At 60.3% G+C, this 21,873-nt stretch carries 24 protein-coding genes and 1 tRNA gene; 6 read left to right on the top strand and 19 right to left on the bottom strand.

The genetic code is table 11. The features are described from left to right. Positions 1-118: 118 nt before the first annotated feature. The 7 genes from ACMG4M_RS16310 to ACMG4M_RS16340 all read right to left on the bottom strand — a co-directional run bounded on the left by ACMG4M_RS16310 (position 119) and on the right by ACMG4M_RS16340 (position 6,334). Positions 119-439, bottom strand: a complete 321-nt coding sequence (locus ACMG4M_RS16310; protein ID WP_414430435.1) for a hypothetical protein — start codon at positions 437-439, stop codon at positions 119-121. A 161-nt stretch (positions 440-600) separates the two neighbouring features. Continuing rightward, complete coding sequence (locus tag ACMG4M_RS16315; RefSeq protein WP_272962226.1) at positions 601-948, bottom strand: c-type cytochrome; 348 nt, start codon at positions 946-948, stop codon at positions 601-603. Between the two features lie 2 nt (positions 949-950). Further along, entirely contained in the window at positions 951-1,409 is a 459-nt protein-coding gene (locus ACMG4M_RS16320; protein ID WP_414431147.1) for a c-type cytochrome, read from the bottom strand. Between the two features lie 109 nt (positions 1,410-1,518). After that, the gene (locus ACMG4M_RS16325) at positions 1,519-4,113 is read right to left on the bottom strand and encodes a CHASE2 domain-containing protein (RefSeq protein ID WP_414430436.1); all 2,595 of its coding nucleotides are present in this window, start codon (positions 4,111-4,113) and stop codon (positions 1,519-1,521) included. 3 nt (positions 4,114-4,116) lie between these two features. After that, entirely contained in the window at positions 4,117-5,199 is a 1,083-nt protein-coding gene (locus ACMG4M_RS16330; protein ID WP_414430437.1) for a FecR domain-containing protein, read from the bottom strand. Between the two features lie 4 nt (positions 5,200-5,203). Further along, positions 5,204-5,893 (bottom strand): response regulator transcription factor, encoded by a 690-nt coding sequence (locus ACMG4M_RS16335; RefSeq protein ID WP_035248541.1) that lies wholly within the window; start codon positions 5,891-5,893, stop codon positions 5,204-5,206. A 117-nt stretch (positions 5,894-6,010) separates the two neighbouring features. Then, a complete protein-coding gene (locus tag ACMG4M_RS16340) occupies positions 6,011-6,334 on the bottom strand; it encodes a DMT family transporter (protein WP_414431148.1) in 324 nt (107 codons plus the stop codon). A gap of 276 nt (positions 6,335-6,610) precedes the next feature. On the opposite strand from ACMG4M_RS16340, the gene ACMG4M_RS16345 reads away from it, so the two are divergent. Next, positions 6,611-6,687: transfer RNA gene (locus tag ACMG4M_RS16345), tRNA-Arg, on the top strand. 58 nt (positions 6,688-6,745) lie between these two features. Here the strand turns inward: ACMG4M_RS16345 and ACMG4M_RS16350 are convergent. Continuing rightward, complete coding sequence (locus ACMG4M_RS16350) at positions 6,746-7,762, bottom strand: AraC family transcriptional regulator (RefSeq protein WP_414430438.1); 1,017 nt, start codon at positions 7,760-7,762, stop codon at positions 6,746-6,748. 130 nt (positions 7,763-7,892) lie between these two features. Here ACMG4M_RS16350 and ACMG4M_RS16355 point away from each other — a divergent pair, with 130 nt between their 5' ends. Continuing rightward, complete coding sequence (locus tag ACMG4M_RS16355) at positions 7,893-8,792, top strand: fatty acid desaturase family protein (protein WP_414430439.1); 900 nt, start codon at positions 7,893-7,895, stop codon at positions 8,790-8,792. Positions 8,793-9,191: 399 nt separating this feature from the next. After that, positions 9,192-10,499: an OmpP1/FadL family transporter gene (locus tag ACMG4M_RS16360; RefSeq protein WP_349380401.1), complete on the top strand. Its 1,308-nt coding sequence runs from the start codon at positions 9,192-9,194 to the stop codon at positions 10,497-10,499. A gap of 69 nt (positions 10,500-10,568) precedes the next feature. Here the strand turns inward: ACMG4M_RS16360 and ACMG4M_RS16365 are convergent, their stop codons facing one another. From ACMG4M_RS16365 to ACMG4M_RS16385, 5 genes are all read right to left on the bottom strand, one after another. Continuing rightward, on the bottom strand, positions 10,569-12,182 hold the full coding sequence (locus tag ACMG4M_RS16365; RefSeq protein ID WP_035248554.1) for a PepSY-associated TM helix domain-containing protein: 1,614 nt from the start codon (positions 12,180-12,182) through the stop codon (positions 10,569-10,571). After that, positions 12,179-12,436 carry a hypothetical protein gene (locus tag ACMG4M_RS16370; RefSeq protein WP_035248556.1) on the bottom strand — a complete coding sequence of 86 codons (258 nt, stop codon included), beginning with the start codon at positions 12,434-12,436 and terminating at the stop codon, positions 12,179-12,181. Before ACMG4M_RS16370 ends, ACMG4M_RS16365 begins: the two co-directional genes overlap by 4 nt. Beyond that, on the bottom strand, positions 12,433-12,702 hold the full coding sequence (locus ACMG4M_RS16375; RefSeq protein ID WP_272962219.1) for a hypothetical protein: 270 nt from the start codon (positions 12,700-12,702) through the stop codon (positions 12,433-12,435). The genes ACMG4M_RS16370 and ACMG4M_RS16375 overlap by 4 nt, the downstream gene beginning before the upstream one ends. A 61-nt stretch (positions 12,703-12,763) precedes the next feature. Then, entirely contained in the window at positions 12,764-13,366 is a 603-nt protein-coding gene (locus tag ACMG4M_RS16380) for a hypothetical protein (protein ID WP_349380400.1), read from the bottom strand. Next, entirely contained in the window at positions 13,366-13,977 is a 612-nt protein-coding gene (locus tag ACMG4M_RS16385) for a hypothetical protein (RefSeq protein WP_035248561.1), read from the bottom strand. The genes ACMG4M_RS16380 and ACMG4M_RS16385 overlap by 1 nt, the downstream gene beginning before the upstream one ends. 260 nt (positions 13,978-14,237) lie before the next feature. Between ACMG4M_RS16385 and ACMG4M_RS16390 the strand changes: the two genes are divergently transcribed. Next, entirely contained in the window at positions 14,238-14,936 is a 699-nt protein-coding gene (locus ACMG4M_RS16390; RefSeq protein ID WP_035248563.1) for an HNH endonuclease, read from the top strand. A 45-nt stretch (positions 14,937-14,981) separates the two neighbouring features. On the opposite strand, the gene ACMG4M_RS16395 is transcribed toward ACMG4M_RS16390, so the two are convergent. Beyond that, positions 14,982-15,212 carry a hypothetical protein gene (locus ACMG4M_RS16395; protein WP_035248566.1) on the bottom strand — a complete coding sequence of 77 codons (231 nt, stop codon included), beginning with the start codon at positions 15,210-15,212 and terminating at the stop codon, positions 14,982-14,984. A gap of 212 nt (positions 15,213-15,424) precedes the next feature. On the opposite strand from ACMG4M_RS16395, the gene ACMG4M_RS16400 reads away from it, so the two are divergent. Further along, positions 15,425-16,519 carry an alpha/beta fold hydrolase gene (locus tag ACMG4M_RS16400; protein WP_035248567.1) on the top strand — a complete coding sequence of 365 codons (1,095 nt, stop codon included), beginning with the start codon at positions 15,425-15,427 and terminating at the stop codon, positions 16,517-16,519. Beyond that, a complete protein-coding gene (locus tag ACMG4M_RS16405; protein WP_414430440.1) occupies positions 16,485-17,168 on the top strand; it encodes a class I SAM-dependent methyltransferase in 684 nt (227 codons plus the stop codon). Before ACMG4M_RS16400 ends, ACMG4M_RS16405 begins: the two co-directional genes overlap by 35 nt. 425 nt (positions 17,169-17,593) lie before the next feature. Here ACMG4M_RS16405 and ACMG4M_RS16410 read toward each other — a convergent pair whose 3' ends face one another. From ACMG4M_RS16410 to ACMG4M_RS16430, 5 genes are all read right to left on the bottom strand, one after another. Further along, the gene (locus ACMG4M_RS16410) at positions 17,594-18,184 is read right to left on the bottom strand and encodes a GNAT family N-acetyltransferase (protein ID WP_035248572.1); all 591 of its coding nucleotides are present in this window, start codon (positions 18,182-18,184) and stop codon (positions 17,594-17,596) included. A 323-nt stretch (positions 18,185-18,507) separates the two neighbouring features. Beyond that, positions 18,508-19,251, bottom strand: coding sequence for a sulfite exporter TauE/SafE family protein (locus ACMG4M_RS16415; RefSeq protein WP_084573489.1), 744 nt, complete (start codon positions 19,249-19,251; stop codon positions 18,508-18,510). Continuing rightward, positions 19,251-20,048 (bottom strand): SDR family NAD(P)-dependent oxidoreductase, encoded by a 798-nt coding sequence (locus ACMG4M_RS16420; RefSeq protein ID WP_035248574.1) that lies wholly within the window; start codon positions 20,046-20,048, stop codon positions 19,251-19,253. Before ACMG4M_RS16420 ends, ACMG4M_RS16415 begins: the two co-directional genes overlap by 1 nt. Next, entirely contained in the window at positions 20,045-20,983 is a 939-nt protein-coding gene (locus tag ACMG4M_RS16425; protein ID WP_035248576.1) for an SDR family oxidoreductase, read from the bottom strand. The genes ACMG4M_RS16420 and ACMG4M_RS16425 overlap by 4 nt, the downstream gene beginning before the upstream one ends. Continuing rightward, positions 20,965-21,873 carry a bile acid:sodium symporter family protein gene (locus tag ACMG4M_RS16430; protein WP_349380396.1) on the bottom strand — a complete coding sequence of 303 codons (909 nt, stop codon included), beginning with the start codon at positions 21,871-21,873 and terminating at the stop codon, positions 20,965-20,967. The genes ACMG4M_RS16425 and ACMG4M_RS16430 overlap by 19 nt, the downstream gene beginning before the upstream one ends.

Genomic DNA, 21,873 nt, shown 5'->3' on the forward strand with positions numbered 1-21,873 from the left:
ACCGGGCTCACCCAAATAAAAACACAGACAACCCCTCCTAAATGAAGAGGAAAAATAGACGTTACTGACGCAACTGAAAAAAACACCCAATAATACCCAAAAGGAGCCTTATCATTATTCATAGCCTGGGAAGGTCCCAACTACGGGACAGGTTCTCCGTGCTGTGATCTGCATCGACGAGGGCAAGATAGTTGGTCACACCACTCAAAGCACCGACAAGGCTCTGATCCGCATCAAGCAGGTTGATTGTGGCTTCTGTGGTGGACTGAAAAGTGATGGCTTTGGAGACGGGAAAAATCAGACTTCCATCGGCCTGGATTTGATCAACAAGCCACTGCTTTTCAGCCTCCTGACTGCCCACCCCCAATACAGGAAAAAACAACAACAGACAGAAAAGAGCCCGAACCCAGCCCCAGATACCTGAACGTGACGCAGCCATGCGATCCCCCGCTTGAAAACCCTACGCTTCTTTTATGAGATAGCGCGCAAAGGTTACCAGCAAGGCACAAGCCATTATGTAGGACATCTCTTAAGCAAGGGGTAAGCGTTTTACCTAAAGAGTCGGTAAACCCTTACGGCTGAAGAAACATTGGAATGGAGTTATTTAGCGCCGCTCAACTGCAGCATGTAGATGACAGTGTTGCGGATTTCGTCGTCGCTGCAGTCGAAGCAGCCTCCACGAGGGGGCATGGAGTTGATGCCGGCGATGGCTTCCTGGACGATGGTATCAAAACCTTCTTCTTCGATTTCGTGGGACCAGTAAAGGCGGTGTTCCTTGCCGACCCGGGGAGCACCAAGGGCGCCGGAGCCGTGGCAGGTAACACAGTATTGGCGATACAACTGCGCCCCGTCACGCGTCTGCGAAGCATCCGCAGTGGCCGGAGCGCTATCATCGGAACAGGCTGCCAGCCACAGGGCCGACAGCAGGATTCCCAGGGATCGCAGCAAGATTACTGGCTCTGCTCAACCATATACCCGACGGCGGCCTTGATCTCGTCGTCAGAGCAATCCATGCACATGCCCTTGGGCGGCATGGCGTTGAAGCCTTCAATGGCGTGCTTGACCAGGGTGGCATTACCCTTGGCGATGCGCGCACCCCAGGCAGCGGAATCGCCGGTCTTCGGGGCACCGGCAGCACCAGTGGTATGACAGGCCGCACAGGCAGACTGGTGCACTTGCTCACCGCTGCGGGGGCCACTGGCCACTTGCTCTTCGGCTGCGGCAGCGGTGCCACAATCTTCACCCTCGACACACACAGAACCCACCGGCTGAAGACGCTCGGCAATGGCGCGCTCACTGAATACAGAACGCTCACCCAGCGGATACGGGGAAATTTCCTTGGCGCTCTTGGCAGCCACGCTACCGGCGGCAAACAGGGTAGCGACCAGGACCAGGCTGGCAGTCAGCATCTTTTTCACGATTCCACCTCTATTCTCTGTGATTCGCCCGAGGGCGCTGCGGCGGGATTATACCCGCTCAGGGCGTGGGGACAAAACGCTTGCTGTTACATGACCTGATTTAGTCTATCTCCACCCGAGGTAATGACAGGGTGAAGCGGCTACCTTCGTTTGGCACACTATCCACCTGAATGTCACCGCCGTGGCGTTCAGTCACTACCTTGACGAAGCGCAGCCCCATGCCCGCGCCGCGTGTGCGGGCGCCCCCGCTGGTGCTGGCACGGCTGAAGCGCTGGAACAACCGCTCCAGGAATTCCGGCGGAATGCCCACACCCCGATCGCGCACCTCGCAGAGCACGGCTTCCTCCCGGGCATACAAGCGCACATCCACGGAACTGCCCGCATGGCTGTACTTGATGGCATTGGTGAGCAAATTCACCATTAACCGCTCGAGCAATTCGTTATTCCCCAGCACCCAGACCTCCTGATGAGGGTCATAATCAAAGCGCAGGATGATATCGGCCTGCTGGGCCTGGATTTGCACCATGTCGATGGCGCTCTCCACCACATCGAGCATGTCCTGCTCGTTCATTTCCACGGTTTCTACCGCTTCTACCCGGGCCAGCTGCAGGAACTGCTCGGCGATACTCAGGTTGCGCTGGGCATAGTGCTGCACATTGTCCAGAAAGCCTTCCAGGGACTGCCCATCGCCCTGCTGACGCATTTTCTCGGTGAGCGCCAGCACCGATACCATCGGCGAGCGCAGGTCGTGGGAGAGGAAATCCAGCATCTCCGAGCGAGCCCGCAGGGCCTGCTTCACGTCGCTGATGTCCTTGAACGAGATGATCATCATTCGCCCCGGGTTATCACCGGCGTGCACCAGCAGGATATCCAGGTAGAGGTCAGCGCCCTGGCGATTGCGGCATTCCAGCTGGGTGCGCCCTTCGGCCAGGGACTGGCGCAACAGCTCGTCCCAGCTGTGCTCGCGCAGGTCCAGCTCCCGGCCCAGATCAGTGACCATGGGCTGCCCCACATCCAGTGCTCCCATTTCCAGACCGAGCAGGAAAGAGGCCTGGGGATTGGCGTAGACGATCACACCGCAGGCATCAGCGATGACAACCCCTTCGCGGATCTGCGCCAGGGTCACCTGGAAGAAACGCGTCAGCGCCTCTTGCCGCGCTTCTTCCCGGCGCAGCCGGTCGATGTGTTTTTCCAGCACCTCATAGCGGGCCCCTACGTTGGGGGCAAGGGTACGCACACGCAGCAACATGGCCCGTACCCAGTAGTCGTAGGTATCCGCATGCAAAGCCTGATGCCACACCAGGTCCAGTTCATAACGACGCCCCTCATGCTTGAAGCGGTACTGGCGCGCCAGCGATCCTTTCCAGGTGGCAGCCGGCAGGCTGTCGCCACCGCGCCAGGGCTTTTCCCCACCCAGCAATCGCCAGGCACGCACGGGCAGCACCTGATCGAACATGCGCCCCATCTGCTCCAGGGTGGACGGCCGGGTGAGACGCTGATTCAAATCGCTGTATTCGGACAACCGCTCCAGGGCATGACGCATATAGGACAGGGAATATTCCAGGCGCCGCCAGGTCCACAACGGATAGCCCATCAATGCCGCGGCCATGGCCCCGGAAGGCGGGAACCACAGCCGCAACACGACCAACACCACCATGCTGGTGAGCAGACAGAGCAGAATCACCCCGGCCACCAGAGGAATACTCCAGCGCGGCAGCACATAGGGCAGCAACAGCGGCGCCAACAACGCCAGTGCCGCCCCCAGCACCAGCACACTGCTCATGGGAAGCTCCCGGATCAACCGGTCCGAGCGCAGTGCATCCAGCAGATTGGCGTTGACCTCCACCCCGGCCATCAACTCGCCCTGGCTGGCCATGGGCGTGGGCAGCATGTCACCCAAACCGGCGGCGGTGGCACCAATCAGCACGATCTTGTCGCGGATCAGCTGTTCCGGAATCAGGTTATTCAGCAACTCCACCGCGGACACCTGCGGGTAGCTGTTGGGGCCGCTGACAAAGGGCACATAACGGTGGTAGCGACGCACATTGGCCAGCCCGGAGAATTCCTCGCCCTTGTCGGCCGGGAAGGTATTCTCCGACAGCATCCCTTCCTGGATCAGCAGGGTCTGGGTGATATGCGGCCACCAGGCCTGACCGATACCCGAGCGCATGTACACAGAGCGGGCCACCCCGTCGCTGTCCAGCTCCAGATCCACGTGCCCAAGTCCAGCTGCGGCCCGGGCGAACGGTGCGTGGGGCAAGACTTCGATGAGCTGGCCACCGGCCCGCAGTTGCTCCACGTGCACCGGCAGGTAGACATGGCCATTGGCCGCCATGGCCTGCACCAGGGCCTGATCGGAATCCGGGTTGTTGCGGTCCGGCTCGGACAGGATCAGGTCCACCAGGATCGCCCGCGCGCCCATCTCGGTGAGACGGTTGATTAATTGGGCGTGAACCTTGCGATCCCAGGGCCAGCGACCGATTTCCCGCAGGCTGTATTCGTCAATACCGACGATAACCAGATCCGGGGACGGGTCGTCCGGGAGGGTTTTGAGAAGGTTGTCGTAGATGTAGCGGTCAACGAAGGACAAGGCCCCGCTGAGACTCAGCAGGGCGCACAGGCCGACCACAAGAAAAAGCACGGATATATGTTCAGCCAGATAGCGACGCTGATAGGCATTCAGGCGTGAGCGCATCCGTTACAGCGCCAGCAACAACGCGGCCCCGCCCAGAAAGACCCACAGGTCCCATTTTGACTCTTTTTCCGGCTCTACCGGCGGCTCAGGCTCAATGGAGAAGTTGATCCAGCTTTCGTGGCCACGCAGGCCGTTTTCATCCACCGCACGTACCAGCAGACGGTAATCGCCTGCCGGTAGATCCTGTTGCCAGTGGCCGGTCTGCAAGGATGCCTGGCCCAACAACAACGCATCCCGCTGGCGATACCACTCCAGCCAGTAGCTGGCCGCATCCGCCTGGGTAGGCCACGCCGCCGTTACATCCTCGTGGGTCACTACCAGCTCCACCGCCGGGGCCGGCAGCAGAGGCACCGGCTCAATGGGCGGCTGGTCGAGCCGGGCCAGGGTGGCGAAACCGGCTTGCACATCACGGCGGGTGCCCCGGGCACTGACATCCACCCGACCCTCTACGACTTCGTTGCGGGTGGTCTCACCCGCGTCCACGCTGAGGTAATACTCGGTACCACGCACCGCCGCCACCGCGCCAGGAGTGAAGACCTTGAAGGTTCGATCGTCGTTACTGGCCGGGGTTACCGTGTTGCGGATATTACCGCGCTGCAGACGTAGCTCGGTCTGCTCGCCCTGCTGATCCAGGAAACGGCGATAGCGGTTGACCACCAGCAGGCTGCCAGGCTTGATCACCACCTCGGACTGGTCGGCAAACTGTAGCCGGGCACTGGCACCGGTAGCAGTTTCCAGCGCGTCGCCAAAGGCGACTGTCTCGCCACTCTGCACTTGCCGCGCCTCGCCACCCGCCGCGGGGTACAGCATGACTTCACCGCTAACGGCGACAAGCCGCGCAGGAATAGGCTTTTCCTTGAGCCAGGCAATGGGCACAAGAAGGTTCTGACCCGGTTCGACACTATGAGGGTTTTTCAGCGAATTATGGCTGGCCAGATCCCGCCAGCATGCCGCCGGCTCCTGGGCAAACTGCTGGCAGACCTTCCACAGGGTATCCCCCGGTCGCAGGGTGTAATGCCAGTCGTCGGATGCTGCTGCGGCAGTCGTCAGCCCCAGCAGCAAGGCTGCACACAACCAGACCCTCATAGCGTTATTCCTCAATCGGCTCCAGGCGGTAACCATGCTGGTAAACCGTCTTGATGCGGTAACCCTGCTCCGGGCGTATCTGCAGGCTGCGACGGATGCGGCTGATATGCACATCCACAGTACGAGATTCGATCGGAGTCATGATACCCCAGACCTTTTCGAGCAGGTGGGCCCGACTCATCAGCTTGCCCACATTCTGGAACAGATAGCTGGCAAGCTCATAATCCTTATCGGTCAGCTTCACCGGCTCGTCCGCCAGCAGGATCTGCCGCCGCGACCGGTCCACCGTCCAGGGCCCCACAGTCAGGGCAGTGTCATCATCCATATCCGATACCCCCGCCCGGCGCCCTAACGCGGCTATCCGGGCCAGCAATTCCGCTTGCTTGGTAGGCTTGACCATATAATCGTCCGCACCCTGGCTGAGTGCTCCCACAATGGAAGACTCATCGTCCCGCTGAGTGGCAAACAGCACCGGGGTGCGGTTACCGCTGGCCCGAACTTCCTCCAGCACGGCGTAGCCATTCATATCCGGCACTTCCCAATCGAGCACCAGAATGTCGAAGGTGTCGCGCCGCAACAGGGACATGAACTCGCGCCCGCTGGCCAGGTGAATACAGTTATGACCCGCTTCCTTAAGCCAGTGAGTGACAAGCTCAGCCTGAGCCATGTCATCTTCCAGATAAGCAATGCGCACAGTTTTCTCCATCAGTTGGCGGCCAACATCTGCCCGCAGAGGGTACCGATTTATCGGGGGATTCACGGGAAAAGATTGTAAAATGGACGGCACACGCGTGCGAGCCCAAACTCGTCATCAGGCCGGCGATGCGGTCAGCTTGAGGCCGATAATGCCGACCACCACCAGCCCCATGAAGGCCAACCGTGACAGGCTCGCCGGGTCCTTGAAGAACAGAATACCCAACACAGTAATGCCCACCGCTCCGAGCCCGGTCCAGACCGCATAGGCGGTACCCACCGGAATGCCTTTCATGGCATAGGACAGCATCAGCATGTTCAGGGCGGTGAGCACCAGCGCCGTGCCGATGGACGCCACCCCAGGCTGCACCTGAATCCATTTGAGGCTCATGGCCCAGGCAATTTCCACGATCACTGCCAGTAATAGCACAATCCAGTACAGGTTCATCCTGTTTCCTCCGATACACTTGTCTGGTCACAGACACGGGCTCGTTGGGGAAACAGCACTACCGGAAACCCGAAAGAGGCAGACTGCCGCGAAATGACTGCCGTGATCACACGGCGCGCGCAGATTATAAGCATCTGCGCCCACAATGCATCCCATCCATGGACGCCAACGCCACAACCGGCTATCATTCGCGCCCGTTGAACCCCCAAGTTCTTCATCTGCAGATCGTCGGAACTGACCAACCTCATCCGGTCGACTGCAACAGGTTTTGCGCCCGTAGCTCAGCTGGATAGAGCGTTGCCCTCCGGAGGCAAAGGTCAGAGGTTCGAATCCTCTCGGGCGTGCCATATAAAAGAAAGGGGCCTCCTTACTGGGAGGCCCCTTTTTTGTGTCCCACGGTGGATTTCACCCAGGCAAATCCCCCCTGTACTCACTGGGCGAGCAGCCCTGCCAGCGCCGAAAGGCACGAACAAAGCCGCCGGCATCGGTATAGGCCAGATGGGCGGCGATCTCTTCGATTTTCATGGTGGTGTTGCTGAGCAGCTGCAAGGCCAGTTGGCGGCGCTCCTCCTCAACCAGGTCGCGGTAGCTGGTGCCTTCCTGTTCCAGTTTGCGACGCAGACTGCGGGAAGAGAGGGCCAGCTCGCTGGCCATGTCGTTAAGGGTAGCGCCCAAGCCCAGCTCTCCGAGCAGTTTCTGGCGAACCTTGCCGGCGACGCCACTGCTTTCCACGGTGTCCATACACTGCCGACACTGCTGCTCGAGCATGCGGGTTAGCACCGGATCGTAGCCGGGGAACGGCTGGTTGGCCCCGGCACGGTTGACCAGGATACGGTTGGCGCGGGCATGAAAGGTGGGCATCACGCCGCACAGCTCCGCCACGGCGGACGCCGCCACATCCGGTTCGCCAGTGAACTCGATACCCGTAAACGCCACCCCCTGAAGCGTGATTTCCCTGACCAGATTGAGGGCGGTAGCCATGTCTCGCTCGAGCAAAAACTGGCGCAGGCGCGCCGGTATCGGGTCAGGATCGAATGTCACGCCGAACGTATCGCCCTGCTCACAGACCGTAATCCGGCAGTAGGCCGTGCTCAACGGCAGGTAACGTACGCCCAGGGCGGCGGCATCGCGCAGGGTCTTGCAGGTGCGCAGGGCGAATCCCCATACCCCGAAGGTGGCCAGGTTGTATTGCCGACCCAGCTCAAAACCGCCCACTCCGGCTGCCGGCAGGGCCAGCATGAGATTTTCGATCAGGCGCATTTCCTGGGTGCGGGTAACCAGACCCTCGCCACTGGACAAGGCTTCGTCGGCAATACCGGTGCCGAGCAGGCAGGTTTGCCGGTCGATGCCATGTCGCTGGGCGAAGTTGAGCATGACCTGACTGATGGCCACCGGATGAAGCTTGTCGTCTGAATGCTGCATTGCCCGTCCCGCAGATACCGCCCCGCCACACTCTGGCCACTTATGCAGGGCGATTGGCCACGGCGGCTATTCTGGTTGTTGTGGGAGCACCGTAGTGTTGAGCCTGATGAAACCAACAAGAGGCGACACCATGGATTCGGCCACACTGAACAAGCAGGCCATTGCCTGCGCCAAGCACTATATGGGGAAAACCGCCTGGCCGACAATATTACTGACCCTGGCCGTGGTAGCCGCATTTGTTGCCACACTCTCTCTGTTTGCCAGCGGCTCCCTGCCGGCCTGGGGTGCTTATCTCTTGGTGGCAGCGCTGACCTATATGTCCTATACGCCGCTGCATGAGGCGGCCCACGGCAACATCCACGGGCAGAATGACAGTCATAAATGGATCAACGATCTGTGCGGGTACCTGGTGGCTCCGATCATTGCGATTCCCTATGCCTCCCACCGCATCGAACACTTTACCCACCACCGCTACACCAACCAGCCGGACAAGGACCCGGACTTCATTATCAGCGGAATGCAGAAAGGTCCACTGGGTTTGCTGGCCGCAGGCCTGCGTTTCCAGTGGGTGCAGAATACGTTTTTTGTTCAGCACAGCTGGGGCAACGCGTCGCTGAAGGAAAAACTGATTTATTGCGCCGAGCTGGTGGTCTCACTGGGCTGGCGGATTGCCTTTCTGGTCATGGTGGACCAGCCCGGCACGGTGGCGGTGATTCTGCTCGGCTACTACACCGGCGGACTCTTCACCGCCTACTGGTTTGCCTATCGTCCGCATCACCCCTACAAGGTCAGTGAGCGCTATCGCAATACCAACAGCCTGATCATGCCCCGCTGGATGAAACCGCTGGAGTGGTTCTGGCTGGGCCAGAACCTGCATTCCATCCATCACTTGTTCCCACGAGTGCCGTTTTACCGGTACCACGCCCTGCACCGGGACATCGAGCCGATTCTGCAGGATCAGGGCACGCCCATCATCGGGATATTCACCCGCAAGGCCGTTAACCAGCCCGGCAGACGTCCCGGCCTGTAGATCCCTGGCAAGGCGGACAGCCTGCCTCTGGCAACAGCAAATTCTCCATTGTCCCATTCCGGCGCGGCAGCACCATCCATTGCCGCGCCCATTCCTCCTCGCAGTCCCGACCATTGCATCCGCAAATACCTGAATGGCGCCGAAACGGGTTTCCTCCCGCCCACGCTGACTGTCCCTCATTCCACCATTCCGCAACACCAGCAAGCCCTCACACGCAGAGCCAAACAGCGGTAAACAATCAATTTATTCCCGAACCACCTTCACAACAATAAACATCATGTTTCCATATTAATGACGCTTTTATCCTGTTTTTTCGGCGATATTGACGATAAACAACCTGTAATAATTTGTATCTGAATGTTAACTTGCGCGCGCAAAAAACAACTCGGGAAAGCTATCATGAAGTATTCGAACAACGTCCTGCTGGCAGCAGCCATTGCCGCGGCTTCCAGCCAGGCCCTGGCCAATGGCCTGGCCCTCAACGAACAAAGCGCCAGCAGCGCCGGCTCCGCCTACGCCGGTCGCGCTTCCAGCGCCGCCAACGCCAGCACCCTGTATGGCAACCCGGCCGGCATGAGCCGCCTGAAGCGCGCCGAGATCAGCGGCGGCCTGGCCTTTATTGACGCCAGCACCGACATCCGTAACCCCCAGGGAAAACTGGGCCAAGGCGGCAGCAACGACGGTGACATGGTGCCCTTCACCACCATTCCGTTTGGCTATTACGTCACCCCGCTCAACAACCAATGGCATGCCGGCATCGGCGTGTACGCCCCCTTTGGCGTCATCAGTGATTACGAGGATGGCTGGCAAGGCCGCTACAACGGCCTGAAAAGTGAAGTGCAGGTGGTCACCATCCAGCCCACCCTGAGCTACGCCTTCACCGACAAGGTATCCGTAGGCTTTGGCCCCACCTTCAACCGCATCGACGGTGCCCTGAGCAGCAATGTTCCGAACGCGGCCGTGCCCGGCCCAATTCCCGGCAGCGGCGATGCCGAGGTGGATATCGAAGGCGACGATCTGGCCGTGGGCTATACCCTGGGCCTGCTGGTAGCAGTGAACGACCGGCTGGACTGGGGCCTGACCTATCACTCCAAGACTGACTACTCACTGGAAGGTCGCACCAAGGTCAGTGGCGCCAACGGCATGCTGGGCCCGATCCCACCCAACCCGATGATTCCCACCGGCCTGCCCGGGCTCAATGGCAGCTACGATGCAGAACTGGACATCACCATGCCGGAATCCGTGGATACCTCCGTCAGCTTCCGGGCCACCGACAAACTGACTCTGAACCTGGGCACCACCTGGACCCGCTGGAGCCGCCTGAGGGGTATTGAAGTGAACAACAGCGGCGTACACCCGGCCTACGCGGGCAGCTTCGCCACCATTTCCGAAGAGCTGAAATGGGAAGACACCTGGGCAGTTGCCTTCGGCGGCGCCTACCAGCTGAACCCGCAATGGGTGGTGCGTGCCGGCTACGCCCGGGACAACTCGCCCACCAACGATGCCCACCGCACCGTGCGGATTCCGGTCAGCGACCGGGACATCTTCACCCTGGGCGCCGGCTGGAGCCCCACCGCCGACCTGACCCTGGATGCGGCATACGCGTATCTGCAAGAGAAGAAAGGCAAGGTGGATCAATCCAGCTACCGGGCGGAGTTTGAAAACAGCGCCCACGGCCTGAGCCTGCAGGCGACCTATCGCTTCTGAAGTGAGGGAGCCTATCGCCAACAAAAAAGGGCCGGATATTCCGGCCCTTTTTTTGTGCAAGCGTCTTCGTTACCTGGCTGAATCCGAGGCCACCGCATCGGCTTCCCGCTCGGTGTCGGTCAGGTGCCTGGGATCGCCCTCGGAGACCTTACCCACCCACAACGGATGGGGCTCGGCCTGACGTATCCGCTTGCGGAACTGGCGGCGCACCACCCACAGGCAGGCCGCCACGGCCAGCAATACCAGATTGATCAGCCGGTTATCCGCTTCCAGCCAGGCATGGCTGCCTTCCAGTACCGTCTGCAACAGGGGTATGGAGAGATAGCAGAACGGCGCAACACGAAGCATCTGACTGCTGAATCGCAGCGGCGACGCGCGCAGACTCCAAGCCACCAGCAACACCAGAATCACGGCAAACACACCCCGTTCAGCCAGGGCCACCAGCCCGCTCAACGGGGTATGCGGCAACAGCTTGCTGACCAGGAAGCTGAAAGCAACGCCGATCACCACACCCGCACAGACCCCCAGAGTCAGGCGCAACAGAAAGGCCGAGGATCGCCCCGGGCCGGTGCGATCCGAACGGCGCTCGCACCAGAGAATATTGCCGGAGACAAACAGTAGCGAGCCCAGCAGCCCCAGGAGGAAATACAACAGTTTTACCAGCAGGCCGCCGTAATCACCGAAGTGCAGGGAGTAAACCGGTGACAGGCTGGCAAAGTTGAGGCTGCGCTGCCCCGGCGCAATCACGCGCAACGGCCCCAGAGTCGGGTCCAGCACCACATGGGCATGATGCCCCACATACCCCGGCACGGAGCCGGCCACATCAATCCAGCCGGCGGCATCGCCATAGCCGCGGATTTCCAGCCAGTCCACGGTCAGTTCCGGCAGCTCATTACGGGCGGCGGACAGCACATCGCCCATGCGCGGCATGATTACGGTGTTGCCCTGGCTCTCCACCGCCGACCACACTTCGGTTTGCTCGGTGATCACCCCGCGCAACTGGGGCCCGAAGACCAGCGCCCCCAGCAACACCGCCACCACGGTAAACATGCCCATGGCAGCACCGGTCACCGACATGATCAGATGGAACGGGAAGCTGATAATGCCGATCACGTTGTGCAGGTTTTTCCAGTAACGGCGCATGTTGCCCTCGTGCTTGAGAGCAAAGAATTCCTTGCGGATTTTCGGCCAGTGGATCAGCAGCCCGCTGAAAAGCGCGACCCCATACATCACCGAAATCAGCCCCATGAATGTCATGCCGATATTGATCGGCCAACCGGGATTGGGAATACCCAGGGCAAAATGCAGTTCATTGATAAAATCCGCCAGCGCCGAGCGGGGAGTCGCTTCGTGCACCCCTTCGGCATTGAAATCCGTGGCGTGGGCGGTGACCCAATCACTGTCGGCGGACTCAAACCACATCACACCGGGATCGTCATCGTCAGGAAGCAGGTACAGACGCTTTCGGGCATCCGGGTACTGTTCGGTGACACGTTCCAGCAGCCGGTCCATGCCCATGGGCGTGGCGGCCTGCTCCGCGAAATGTGGCTCCTGCCAGTGATGCAGCTCGTGGTGAAACACATTGATGGCGCCGGCGAAAAAGGCCACAAACAGCGCCAGGCCGCTGGCCATGCCCAGCCAGGCATGCAGATCGATCATCCGGCGCAAACGCTCTCCTTTCATGCGCCCACCCCGTATAGCGGTGTAGCCTGCAGGACCAGCCAGGCAGCCAGGTTACCGACCACCAGGGCGATCAGCGGCGGCCAGGTCTTTGCCGGCAGGGCCACCAGCAACGCCAGAAGCATCCATAGCACGATGGCCGCAATCAGTTGCAGCACCAACCATCCCTGCCAGGGCATCGGCAATGCCGCCGCCAGCAGCCCGATCAGCATCAACGACAAGGGAAGGCTGAGCAGAACGCCCAGAAAATATCTCATCCGCGCAGCCCCCGCTGGAAGCTGTCACGGTAATGCCCGGCCATCAACGGCAACAGCATCGCCGGCAGGGCAAACACCCAGAGCCCCACAAAGAGCCCGACACCCATCCCCAGAGTCACCATCCAGAGGACAGCGGAAGCAGCCAGCAACAACAAGGCCAGCAGCCGCGACAGCCCCGGAAGTGGCTGATCCAGCCAGCGCTGCTGGCGATCACTAAGATAAAAAAGGACAACACTGGCCAGGGTGGCCAGAACGGCAAACCACATGGGAAAAGAACCCTGAAGAACTGATAATGGTTCTCATTTAATAACAGTCCGGCAGGCCCCGTCAATCCGTGCGGACACCCCCCTCCTCACGCAGCGGCAGCAAGTGCTGGGTGGCCTCACTCAGTTTGGCGGTAGACAGCTGGTTCCAATCCACCGCGCCCCGATCCGGCATCCACACATCCCGGAATGCCGCCGCATCGGCCAACGCCATTTCCGGGGTCAGCATGGCCACACCGTGGTGATCGCCGGCAATCCCCCCGGCCTGTCGCACCGCAGCCCACCAGGCCGGTGGCCGCCAGCGCAGGGCCACGCCCGGCAGGTTGCAGTTCAATTCACTCTCCGACACACAGCATTCCAGCAGTGTGTCGCGCTGGGCACTGAGACCCTGCCGCCACAGGACCGAACCTGCCACCATCACCAGTGAGGGAAAAGCCCGCAACAAGCCACGGCAGCGATCCACCTCATCCAGTTCCTCGCCCAGTATTACCTTGAAGAAAACCGGCCGCGGCGGCGCCACCTGCTTGATGACGCCAGCTTCCAGCCAACGCAATGCCACATCCAGCGCCTGGTCTTCCTCTCCGGGCAGCAACTGCTTCAGGTCTGACAGGGCAAACACCCGCGGCAGACTTTCCAGAGCCGGGGCCAGTCGATTCGCTGCCAACATTAACGGTCCACCAGGTTAGCCAGAGGTAACTGCAGACCCAACCACTGGCGCACCGTCATTACCCGATGCAGAAGATGGCAAATGGCGGTCAACCGGCGCGGCTCGGGCAACCCGCTGCTGCGCAGGCCAGCCACTTCTTCCAGTTGTCGTTGCAATCTGTTGATCTCTCGACTGCGGCTTTCCGTGGGGCGCTGGTACTGGGCCAGCCGCAGGGTCAGCAGCTGCCCCTGGAGATCGTCCTCAAGGGCCGCATAAGCCCGTTCGATCAGGCTGTGGCTGGTCAGGTGGCGCAGCATCCCTGAAGAATGGCGACGACGTCCACCACGACGAACCGGACTGACAAACACCGCCAGCAACCCCACCACACGGTGCAACAGCGGCAACCAGGTAGCCCCTCTACGAGTCGCCTGCAGATACCACCACCAGGCCCGCAAGCGACCAATGTCCTTGCGCAGCATTCGCACCCTGGCGTAGTGGCGCCCTTCACCGCTGGAGGCATAACTGGCGCGATATACCGCCAGATACTCACCCAGCGCCTGAAGGCGATGTTCTACGGCGGTAAGCGCCAACTCCTGCTGACGCCACCGATCCGTTTCCGTTTGGCTTCCCATAGCCGAGACTCCTGCAACTGCTACTACTCAAAATGCACTGCAAACAACGCCCTGGACAAACCGCACGCATGAAGCGGCTACAGCCCGGCAGCTTCACTCTAGCGACGAGCCGGAGCTATCCACAGTGGAATTTCGTTTTGCCTCGTTGCCGTTTGTATCTTGCTGCTATCGGACTATTGCCTTAATTTGCACTGTAAGATATCGCCTACATATTAGCGTGGTAATATCCTGATCATATTGCTGCTCTCTGGACTTCCCTTTTGCTCAATCGACTCTTTGCTGGCTTTCTGATCGTTATCGCCAGCCTCGCCCACAGCCACCCCGGCGGCCTGGACAAGCAGGGCGGCCACACCAACCGGACCACCGACCAGTATCACTGCCACCGTGAACCCTGCCTGACCCTGCATCGCCAGCAACAACAGGCGGAACAGGAAGCCCGCCAACAGCAACGGGCCTTTTCCGGCCTCTATGAGCGTAGTGACTGGCCCCACTGGCTGGATGAGGATGGCGACTGCCAGGACACCCGCGCGGAGATCCTGATTGCCACCAGCCAGGTGCCCGTGACCTTTACCCGGGATGATCGATGCACCGTGGCCCGCGGACGCTGGCACGATCCCTACAGCGGAGAGACCTTTACCGCCGCAGGCGACCTGGATATCGACCACTTGGTGCCACTGCGCCATGCCCACGGCCATGGTGGCGATGGTTGGGATGAACGCCATCGGCGCCAGTTTGCCAATGATCCGGGCAATCTGTTGCCCGTCTCTGCCAGCGCCAATCGCAGCAAGGGCGCGGGCAGCCCGGACCAGTGGCTACCGGAAAACCGGGATTACTGGTGCCAGTACGGGCAGCACTGGCAACAGATCAAACAACGCTACCGGCTACTGATCACGCCACCGGAACAGCAAGCTATCGATAGATTGCTGTCAACCTGCCAGGTGACAGAAAGGCACCCATAAAAAAAGCCGCCCGAAGGCGGCTTTTTCAGCATGTATCCGCTGCCATTACTGCTCGGCGGCGTCTTTCATGCTCTCGGCTGATTCTTCAGCGCTATCATAGGCATTGTCGAGATCTTCGCCCATTTCTTCCATGGGACCTTGCGGGTTCATGGAGTCTACCGCTTCGTCCACTTTTTCACCGGCCTTTTCCACCGGCCCGTCGCTGCTGTCGCAACCCGCCAGCAGGGCGGAAGAGGCAAACAATGCTGCTAAAGCTGCTTTACCGAAAGTATGCATAGACTCACTCCTTGAAATATCAGTCATTAAGACAATCCAGACTGTATCGTCATCATGGGCCGCACACCAAGAACAAACACGCAAAGCGCGGGCATTTTACGAATCATTACGTTGCCAGCCCAATACGCCGAAGGATTTTTACGCAGCCACGCCCGTCGTTTCCGACAGACTGGCAGCGCCCTGCTATGATGCAGGCAAGATAAGGAGAACCCATGAAGCAAATAGGCCGAAATGTGGGCGGGCTGGCGCAACTGGTTACCCGTGTGGGCAACGAAATCACCCAGGTGGTGCAGGATATTCATGGCACCGTAGCCAATCCGTTCGGCCTGCGCGGCAACGACTACACCCCCGCGCCGATGGTCTACAACCTGATCCGTTACGGCTTTCGCCAGGCGGGCAATGTGGCAGGCATGGCGGACTTGCTGGCGGACCCCAACCGGGAACTTCGTGACAGCCTGGACCTGCAAAGTATCGTCAACGGCATTTTCGGTCAGCTGCTGGCCGAACAGAATAGCCCCTACTCCCTGCCGATGGCTCTACTGCCCACCGGTCCGGTGCAGGGCGACACCCTGGTGGTGTTTATCCATGGCTTGTGTATGAACGATGCCTGCTGGAACAACCCGGCGGCTGATGCCTTCAGCCACTGGGCCCGCGGTGAGATGAAAGCCGATGTGCGCTATCTGCGCTATAACACCGGCCTGCACATCTCCGACAATGGCCGCAAACTGGCCGGGCTGCTGGCCCATACCGCCCTGCCCCGGCGGGTCATCCTGATTGGCCACTCCATGGGGGGGCTGGTGGCCCGCAGCGCCCTGCATCAGGGCCGCCAGCGCGGCGACGCCTGGACCGACAAGGTCACTCACCTGGCCTGCCTGGGCTCCCCTCATCAGGGCGCCATGCTGGAACGCGCCGGCAATCAGGCCAACCGCCTGCTCGGCGCGACTCCCTACTCCCGCCCTCTGATGCGGCTGGCCAATCTGCGCTCCGACGGCATCCGCGACCTGCGCTTTGGTTATGTGCTGGAAGACCAGTGGCGGGACCGTCCCCTGGACGAATCACGCCCCAGCAGCAAGGTGCCGCTGGATAGCCAGGTGGAGCAACTTTTCATTGCCGGCAGTGTCAGCGAACCGGGCCACCCACAACCCCGCGGCGACTGGCTGGTAACCGTGGACAGCGGGCTCGCCACGCGTCTCTATCCCCAGGCCGACGGGCTCACCCGAGAGCTGTTCTACCAGATGGGCCATATGACCATGATCGAGGAAAGCCGCACTTATGCGCGCATCCAGCGGTGGCTGGAATCAAGCTGATATGCGGCATTGCACGCTCTGCGGCAACCTCGCACAACCGTTTGCCCAGCTGGATGTCCGTGACTTTTTTCGTTGCGGCACCTGCCAGCTGATCTTTGCAGACCCGGCCACACTGCCAGACCCGGAAACGGAAAAAGCCCACTATGACCATCACGACAATACCCCCGGGGACGCCGGCTATCGGCGATTTCTGTCACAGCTGGCGGACCCGCTATGCGAGCGCCTGAAACCCGGCGATTGCGGCCTGGACTTCGGCTGCGGACCGGGCCCGGCGCTGGCACAGATGCTTAACGAGCGCGGGTTTGCCTGTCGCACCTATGACCCGATCTACGACCCGGATCCGGCACCGCTGGATCAGCAATACGACTTTGTCACCTGCACGGAAGTGGTGGAGCACTTGCACCGCCCTGAACGGGAATGGCAGCAATTCGCCCGGCTGGTGAAACCCGGCGGCTGGCTGGGCATCATGACCCACTGGCTGGTCGACGATAACGCCTTTGCCCACTGGTATTACCACCGCGACCCGACCCATGTGTGTTTCTGGCAGCCGGACACCTTCGCCTGGCTGGCCCGGAAGCAGGGCTGGCACATCACGCTGGTGGACAATCCGGTGGTGTTGATGCAGAAGGCGCCCGACACCGATCGGTAAATAAATGCCCCTAGATCTCGCGTTTCAGATTTTTATCCGGCGCCCTGCATCGAACCTGTCGTTACCCTGCCACCATCACCGCGACACCCACCGCCAGCAATGCCAGCGGCACGATAATCATGGCCTGTCGGGCAAGGCGAGCCGCCCAGTGTTGATGAGTGCGGTAATCACGCTCCATGCCCCCCTTCACAACAAATTCACACTCGAGGCACCGAGTATAGGAGGCACAAGTTGACGGTTAATCGCTCATATAGATGAAAGATTGATGGCAGCGCCACACAAACGAAATACGCAATTATTGCAATATTAAAAACGCGCAAAGCTGCATATCTGGCAGCAGAGAAGAAAACTCGGCAAAAACAGTCATCTACAAACAGACATCCGCCGGCGGATTGCCGCTGAGCCACCCTTTTTCTTAGGCCCGATTAAAGACTGTGTAGCCAGAACTGCATGGCCTTGCGGGTAGGTGTCACCTCGCCCACGTCAGTCCAGTCGAAATGGGCCACCAGCTGCTTCTGGGGGAAATAGCCCCGGCCGCGCCAGAAATCATCCAGCGGGCGATAACTGTCAGGGCGCAGAGGGTGGTCATCCGGGCGCTCCACGGCACAGAACGCCGTGTGCAGAAATCCAAAATCCGCCGCGTACTGCTCGCGTAGATCAAAGAAGCGGTGGCCAACCCCCTCACCCCGATAAGGTTGTAGCAATACCGACTCGCCAAAATAGAATACCGAACCCAGCTCCGCGCCCAGTTGCCGGAACGGTGCCTGAAATTCCTCGTCCGCATCCATTAGCGGCAATGCCGTGGCCGCCCCCACCAGCCGGTTGAACTCCAGCGCCAACACAAAGACGCTGCGATCAGACTGGGCATAGCGATCCAGATAACGACGCTCGTAGTCCCGATCCCCCTCGTACAAATAGGGAAAATCCCGAAATACCTGAATGCGCAGTTCAGCCAGCTCATCCAGCCAGGGCTCTACGGCAAAACCGGTAACCGGACGAATCTCCACATGGGACATGGCAACTCCTGAACATAAACCGGACGACAGGAAACCAATAGCATGATGACAGAGGAAAGGAAAATTGCCTTTTGGGCTACAGAGTGAGGCCATGAGGCACCTGGTCGCTGCCGGGCGATCCAATCCACATCGGGCTGGGTATGGGCTGGTTGTGTTTGGATAGACCTGTCGAGTTCTGAATGGCCTGATCGCCCTACGGTCGATTTCCGCGCAAGCGCGGTTCGCACCTCAAGAGGTACTCCTACAGGGGCTTCGTAGAAATACCGACATCCGGGGAACTTGCCAGACCCTCCCTATCCAACGAGCGTAGCTCGTAGCTCATCTCACCCCGGCCAGGCCAGAATCCCCCCGGTCACGGCCAGCACCACAAACACCGCCTGCCGGAATCGCTGCTCGTTGACCCGGTGATGCAACACTTCCCCCACCACCATGGCAACGATGACCACCGGTACCAGCATGGCAATACGGGGCGCTGCTGGCAGCAGGCTGCCATCCAGCAGGAACACCAGGGTGAGCAGGCTGTTGAGAGCCAGCCACACCAGAATCAGGGTGGCGCGGAAGCGTTGCTTGTCCAGGGACAGGCCGCTGAGGGCATAGACCAGCAGCGGGCCACCGGAGGCAAACAGACCATGGGTGATACCCGCCAGAAACATCCACACGCGGGCCCACAGGCCGCCATGGGCTGAGGCAGTCGCGCCACGCCACATTCGCCACAACTCCCGTCCGCTGAACCACAGCACCAGCACACCGAAGGCATTCTTGAGCAACTGGTCTCCCAGCCAGGGACGCAACCCGTAACCGGCCAAAGTCCCCACCACCATCAATGGCAGGATCAGTTTCCACAGGGTGGGCCAGTGAATGGCGCGGCGGTGACGCCAACTCAGGGTGCTGCTCATGACAATATTGAGCGGCACAAGCACCGGCAGAATCTCCGCAATCGGCAACACCAGCGCCCCCAGCGACAGGGCAATGACGATGCTGCCAAACCCGGTGGCGGCTTCGGTGGTGAAGGCCAGAAAGATAAACAGCCCCAGCAGCAGCCAGGGCAGCGTGATCATCTCTGCCATTAATGCGGTTCCAATTCGGAAGCGAACTTGCGCACCATCATGCGCTGGTAGAAGTCCGGCGCCAGTCGCCACAACAGGCTGGCGAACCAGGTAAAACGATCCGGGAACAGGCGCTTTTTCTTGCGGTAATAGGCCTCGAACACTCGCTCTGCCATCCACTCCGGCGTCTGCATGGCACCCACCATGGAACGGGGGTGTGCGGCAGGCTGACCATCATGGCCCAAAGCATTGGTTTCAATAGGCGTGTCGAGGAAGCTGGGATACACCATCAGGATATGCACTCCATACTGCGCCACCTCGCCGCGCAGCACCTCGAAAAACTGGCTCAGGGCACTTTTCGCACTGCAGTAGCCGGCTCGCCCCAGCACCGGCATCCAGCCCGCCATGGAACCGATATTGATGATACCGCCCCCGCTAAGCTTGAGCAGCGGCAAACAGGCCACGGCCATTTCCACCGGCGCCTGCCAGTCCACCGCCATGACCTTGCGGAATACGGCAATGTCAGTCTTGTCCGCCAGGGAACGGTGGGTAATACCAGCATTGTTGATCAGCACATCCAGGCCGCCTTCCTTTTCCTTGAGCAAGGCCACCAGTGCGGTGATGGCCTCACTGTCGGTCACATCCAGCCGGTGAAAAGAAACCCGGGATGGATCCTGACTGGCCAGGGCATCGGCCCGTGCTGCCAGCAGCAAGGCGTTCATATCGGTCATGATGACCCGATGGCCCAGCGAGAAGGCTTGCTGGGACAAGGCCCAACCGAGGCCGGACGCGGCCCCGGTAATCAGTACGGTTTTCATTCATCCTTCCTCTGTTGTTGCCCGGCCATATAGAAGCGAAATACCTGCTCCGAGGTCTTGCGGGGGATATAGCCGAAGTCTTCCTTGAGTCGTCGATTGGCCAGCACCGGCCGGTAGCGCAGGAAATTCACCTGCGCGGGTGTGTAACGGGTAAGGCTCAGGCGGTTGCCGATCCAAAGGGCCGCGCGAATCAGGCCGGCAGGCACGGAGACCACCGGTTTATCCAGCAAACGGCCCAACTCATGAATGCTGAGGGCGCCGTCACCGGCCAGGTTGTAGCGACCGGTTTTGCCTTCCAGAACGCCCTTCTGAATGATCGCCACCACATCCTGATCCCAGATAAAGACAAAGGGCGATGGCGAACCGGCCACCGCCACCAGGCGGGGTTTCTCGAACAGACGGGTAATCAGGTTACGGGTATTGGCGCCCAGCACGGTGCCCGGGCGCAGCACCAGTTGCTTCAGTGCCGGGTGTGTCTGGCGATACTCCGCCAGCAGGGTTTCCACCTGGCGCTTGTGATCCGAGTAGGGAAATTCCGGGTTTCCGCGCAGGGCATCATCTTCATCCAGCCAGGCGGGATTATCCGGGTGATAGCCGTAGGCGGCGCCGGAGCTGGCCACCACCAGTTGTTCCACGCCGGCCGCCACACAGGCATCCAGCACATTGCGGGTACCGTTCACATCGATATCGAAATCCCGGGCCCGGTCGCCGGAATCCTCCAGCACGGCGGCCAGGTGGACCACCTGCTGAATCTGGTGCTCACCCAGCAGGCGCCCCAGATCCGGGTCACGAATATCCATCTCGTAAAACGGAAAATCGGCACTGTCATCCGCGCGAATATCCACCCCTACCACATGGTGGTCCTGGCTGAGTCGGCGAGCCACCTGGCTACCGATATAGCCGGCAGCGCCAGTAATCAGGATACGTCGTCGCATGCGCCCTCCTCACAGCCATGGCCTCGTGACCACCACCAGGCCAGCAACAATCCGGAAATCAGATGCCAGACGCCCCAGAACGCAGCGATCAAGATCATGCCGCTGGCTTGCGGGAAAAACGTAAACAGAATGGCCAGGCCCAGGCCGGAATTCTGAATCCCCACCTCCATGGTGATGGCACGTCGATCCTGCCGGGGCAGGCCCGTGAGCATACCGGCAAAGGCCCCCATGCCCAGCGCCAGCATATTCTGCAGCACCACCAGAATGACGATGCGATCCGCCGTGGCCAGGAACACATCCATGTTGTTGCTGAACGCCACCCCAACAAACAACAGCAATACCAGCAGCGTGATCACCCGCATGGGCTTCTCGGCTTTGGCAGCAAAACCCGGAAACAGCTTGCCGGTCATCATGCCCACCAGCAGTGGCAGCCCCAACACCAGCACCACCAGGATCAGGATGTTCATGCTGTCCAACTGGATTTCGGTGAGCATGGAACGGGTATTGGGGTTGAGCCAGCCATAGAGGGCAAAGTTGAACGGTGTCATCACCATGGCCACCAGGCTGGAGATGGCCGTCATGCTTACTGATACGGCCACATTGGCCCGCGCCAGCCAGGTCATGATGTTGGAAAACGAACCGCCCGGGCAGGACGCCACCAGAATCATGCCCAACGCCATTTCCGGCTCCACCTCGAAGTACCAGGTGGTCAGGCAGGTGGCGGCGGGCAGCAGTACGAACTGGGCAAGCAGACCGACAATGGGGGCATCCGGGCGCTTTAGCACGCGCCGGAAATCCTCACCGGTGAGCGACAGGGACACCCCGAACATCATGAATGCCAGGATGACGTTGAGAATCAGCAGATTCTCGCTACTGAACTGAACCTCCAC

The organism is Alcanivorax sp. IL3 (assembly GCF_047495465.1).
Lineage (GTDB): Bacteria > Pseudomonadota > Gammaproteobacteria > Pseudomonadales > Alcanivoracaceae > Alcanivorax > Alcanivorax jadensis.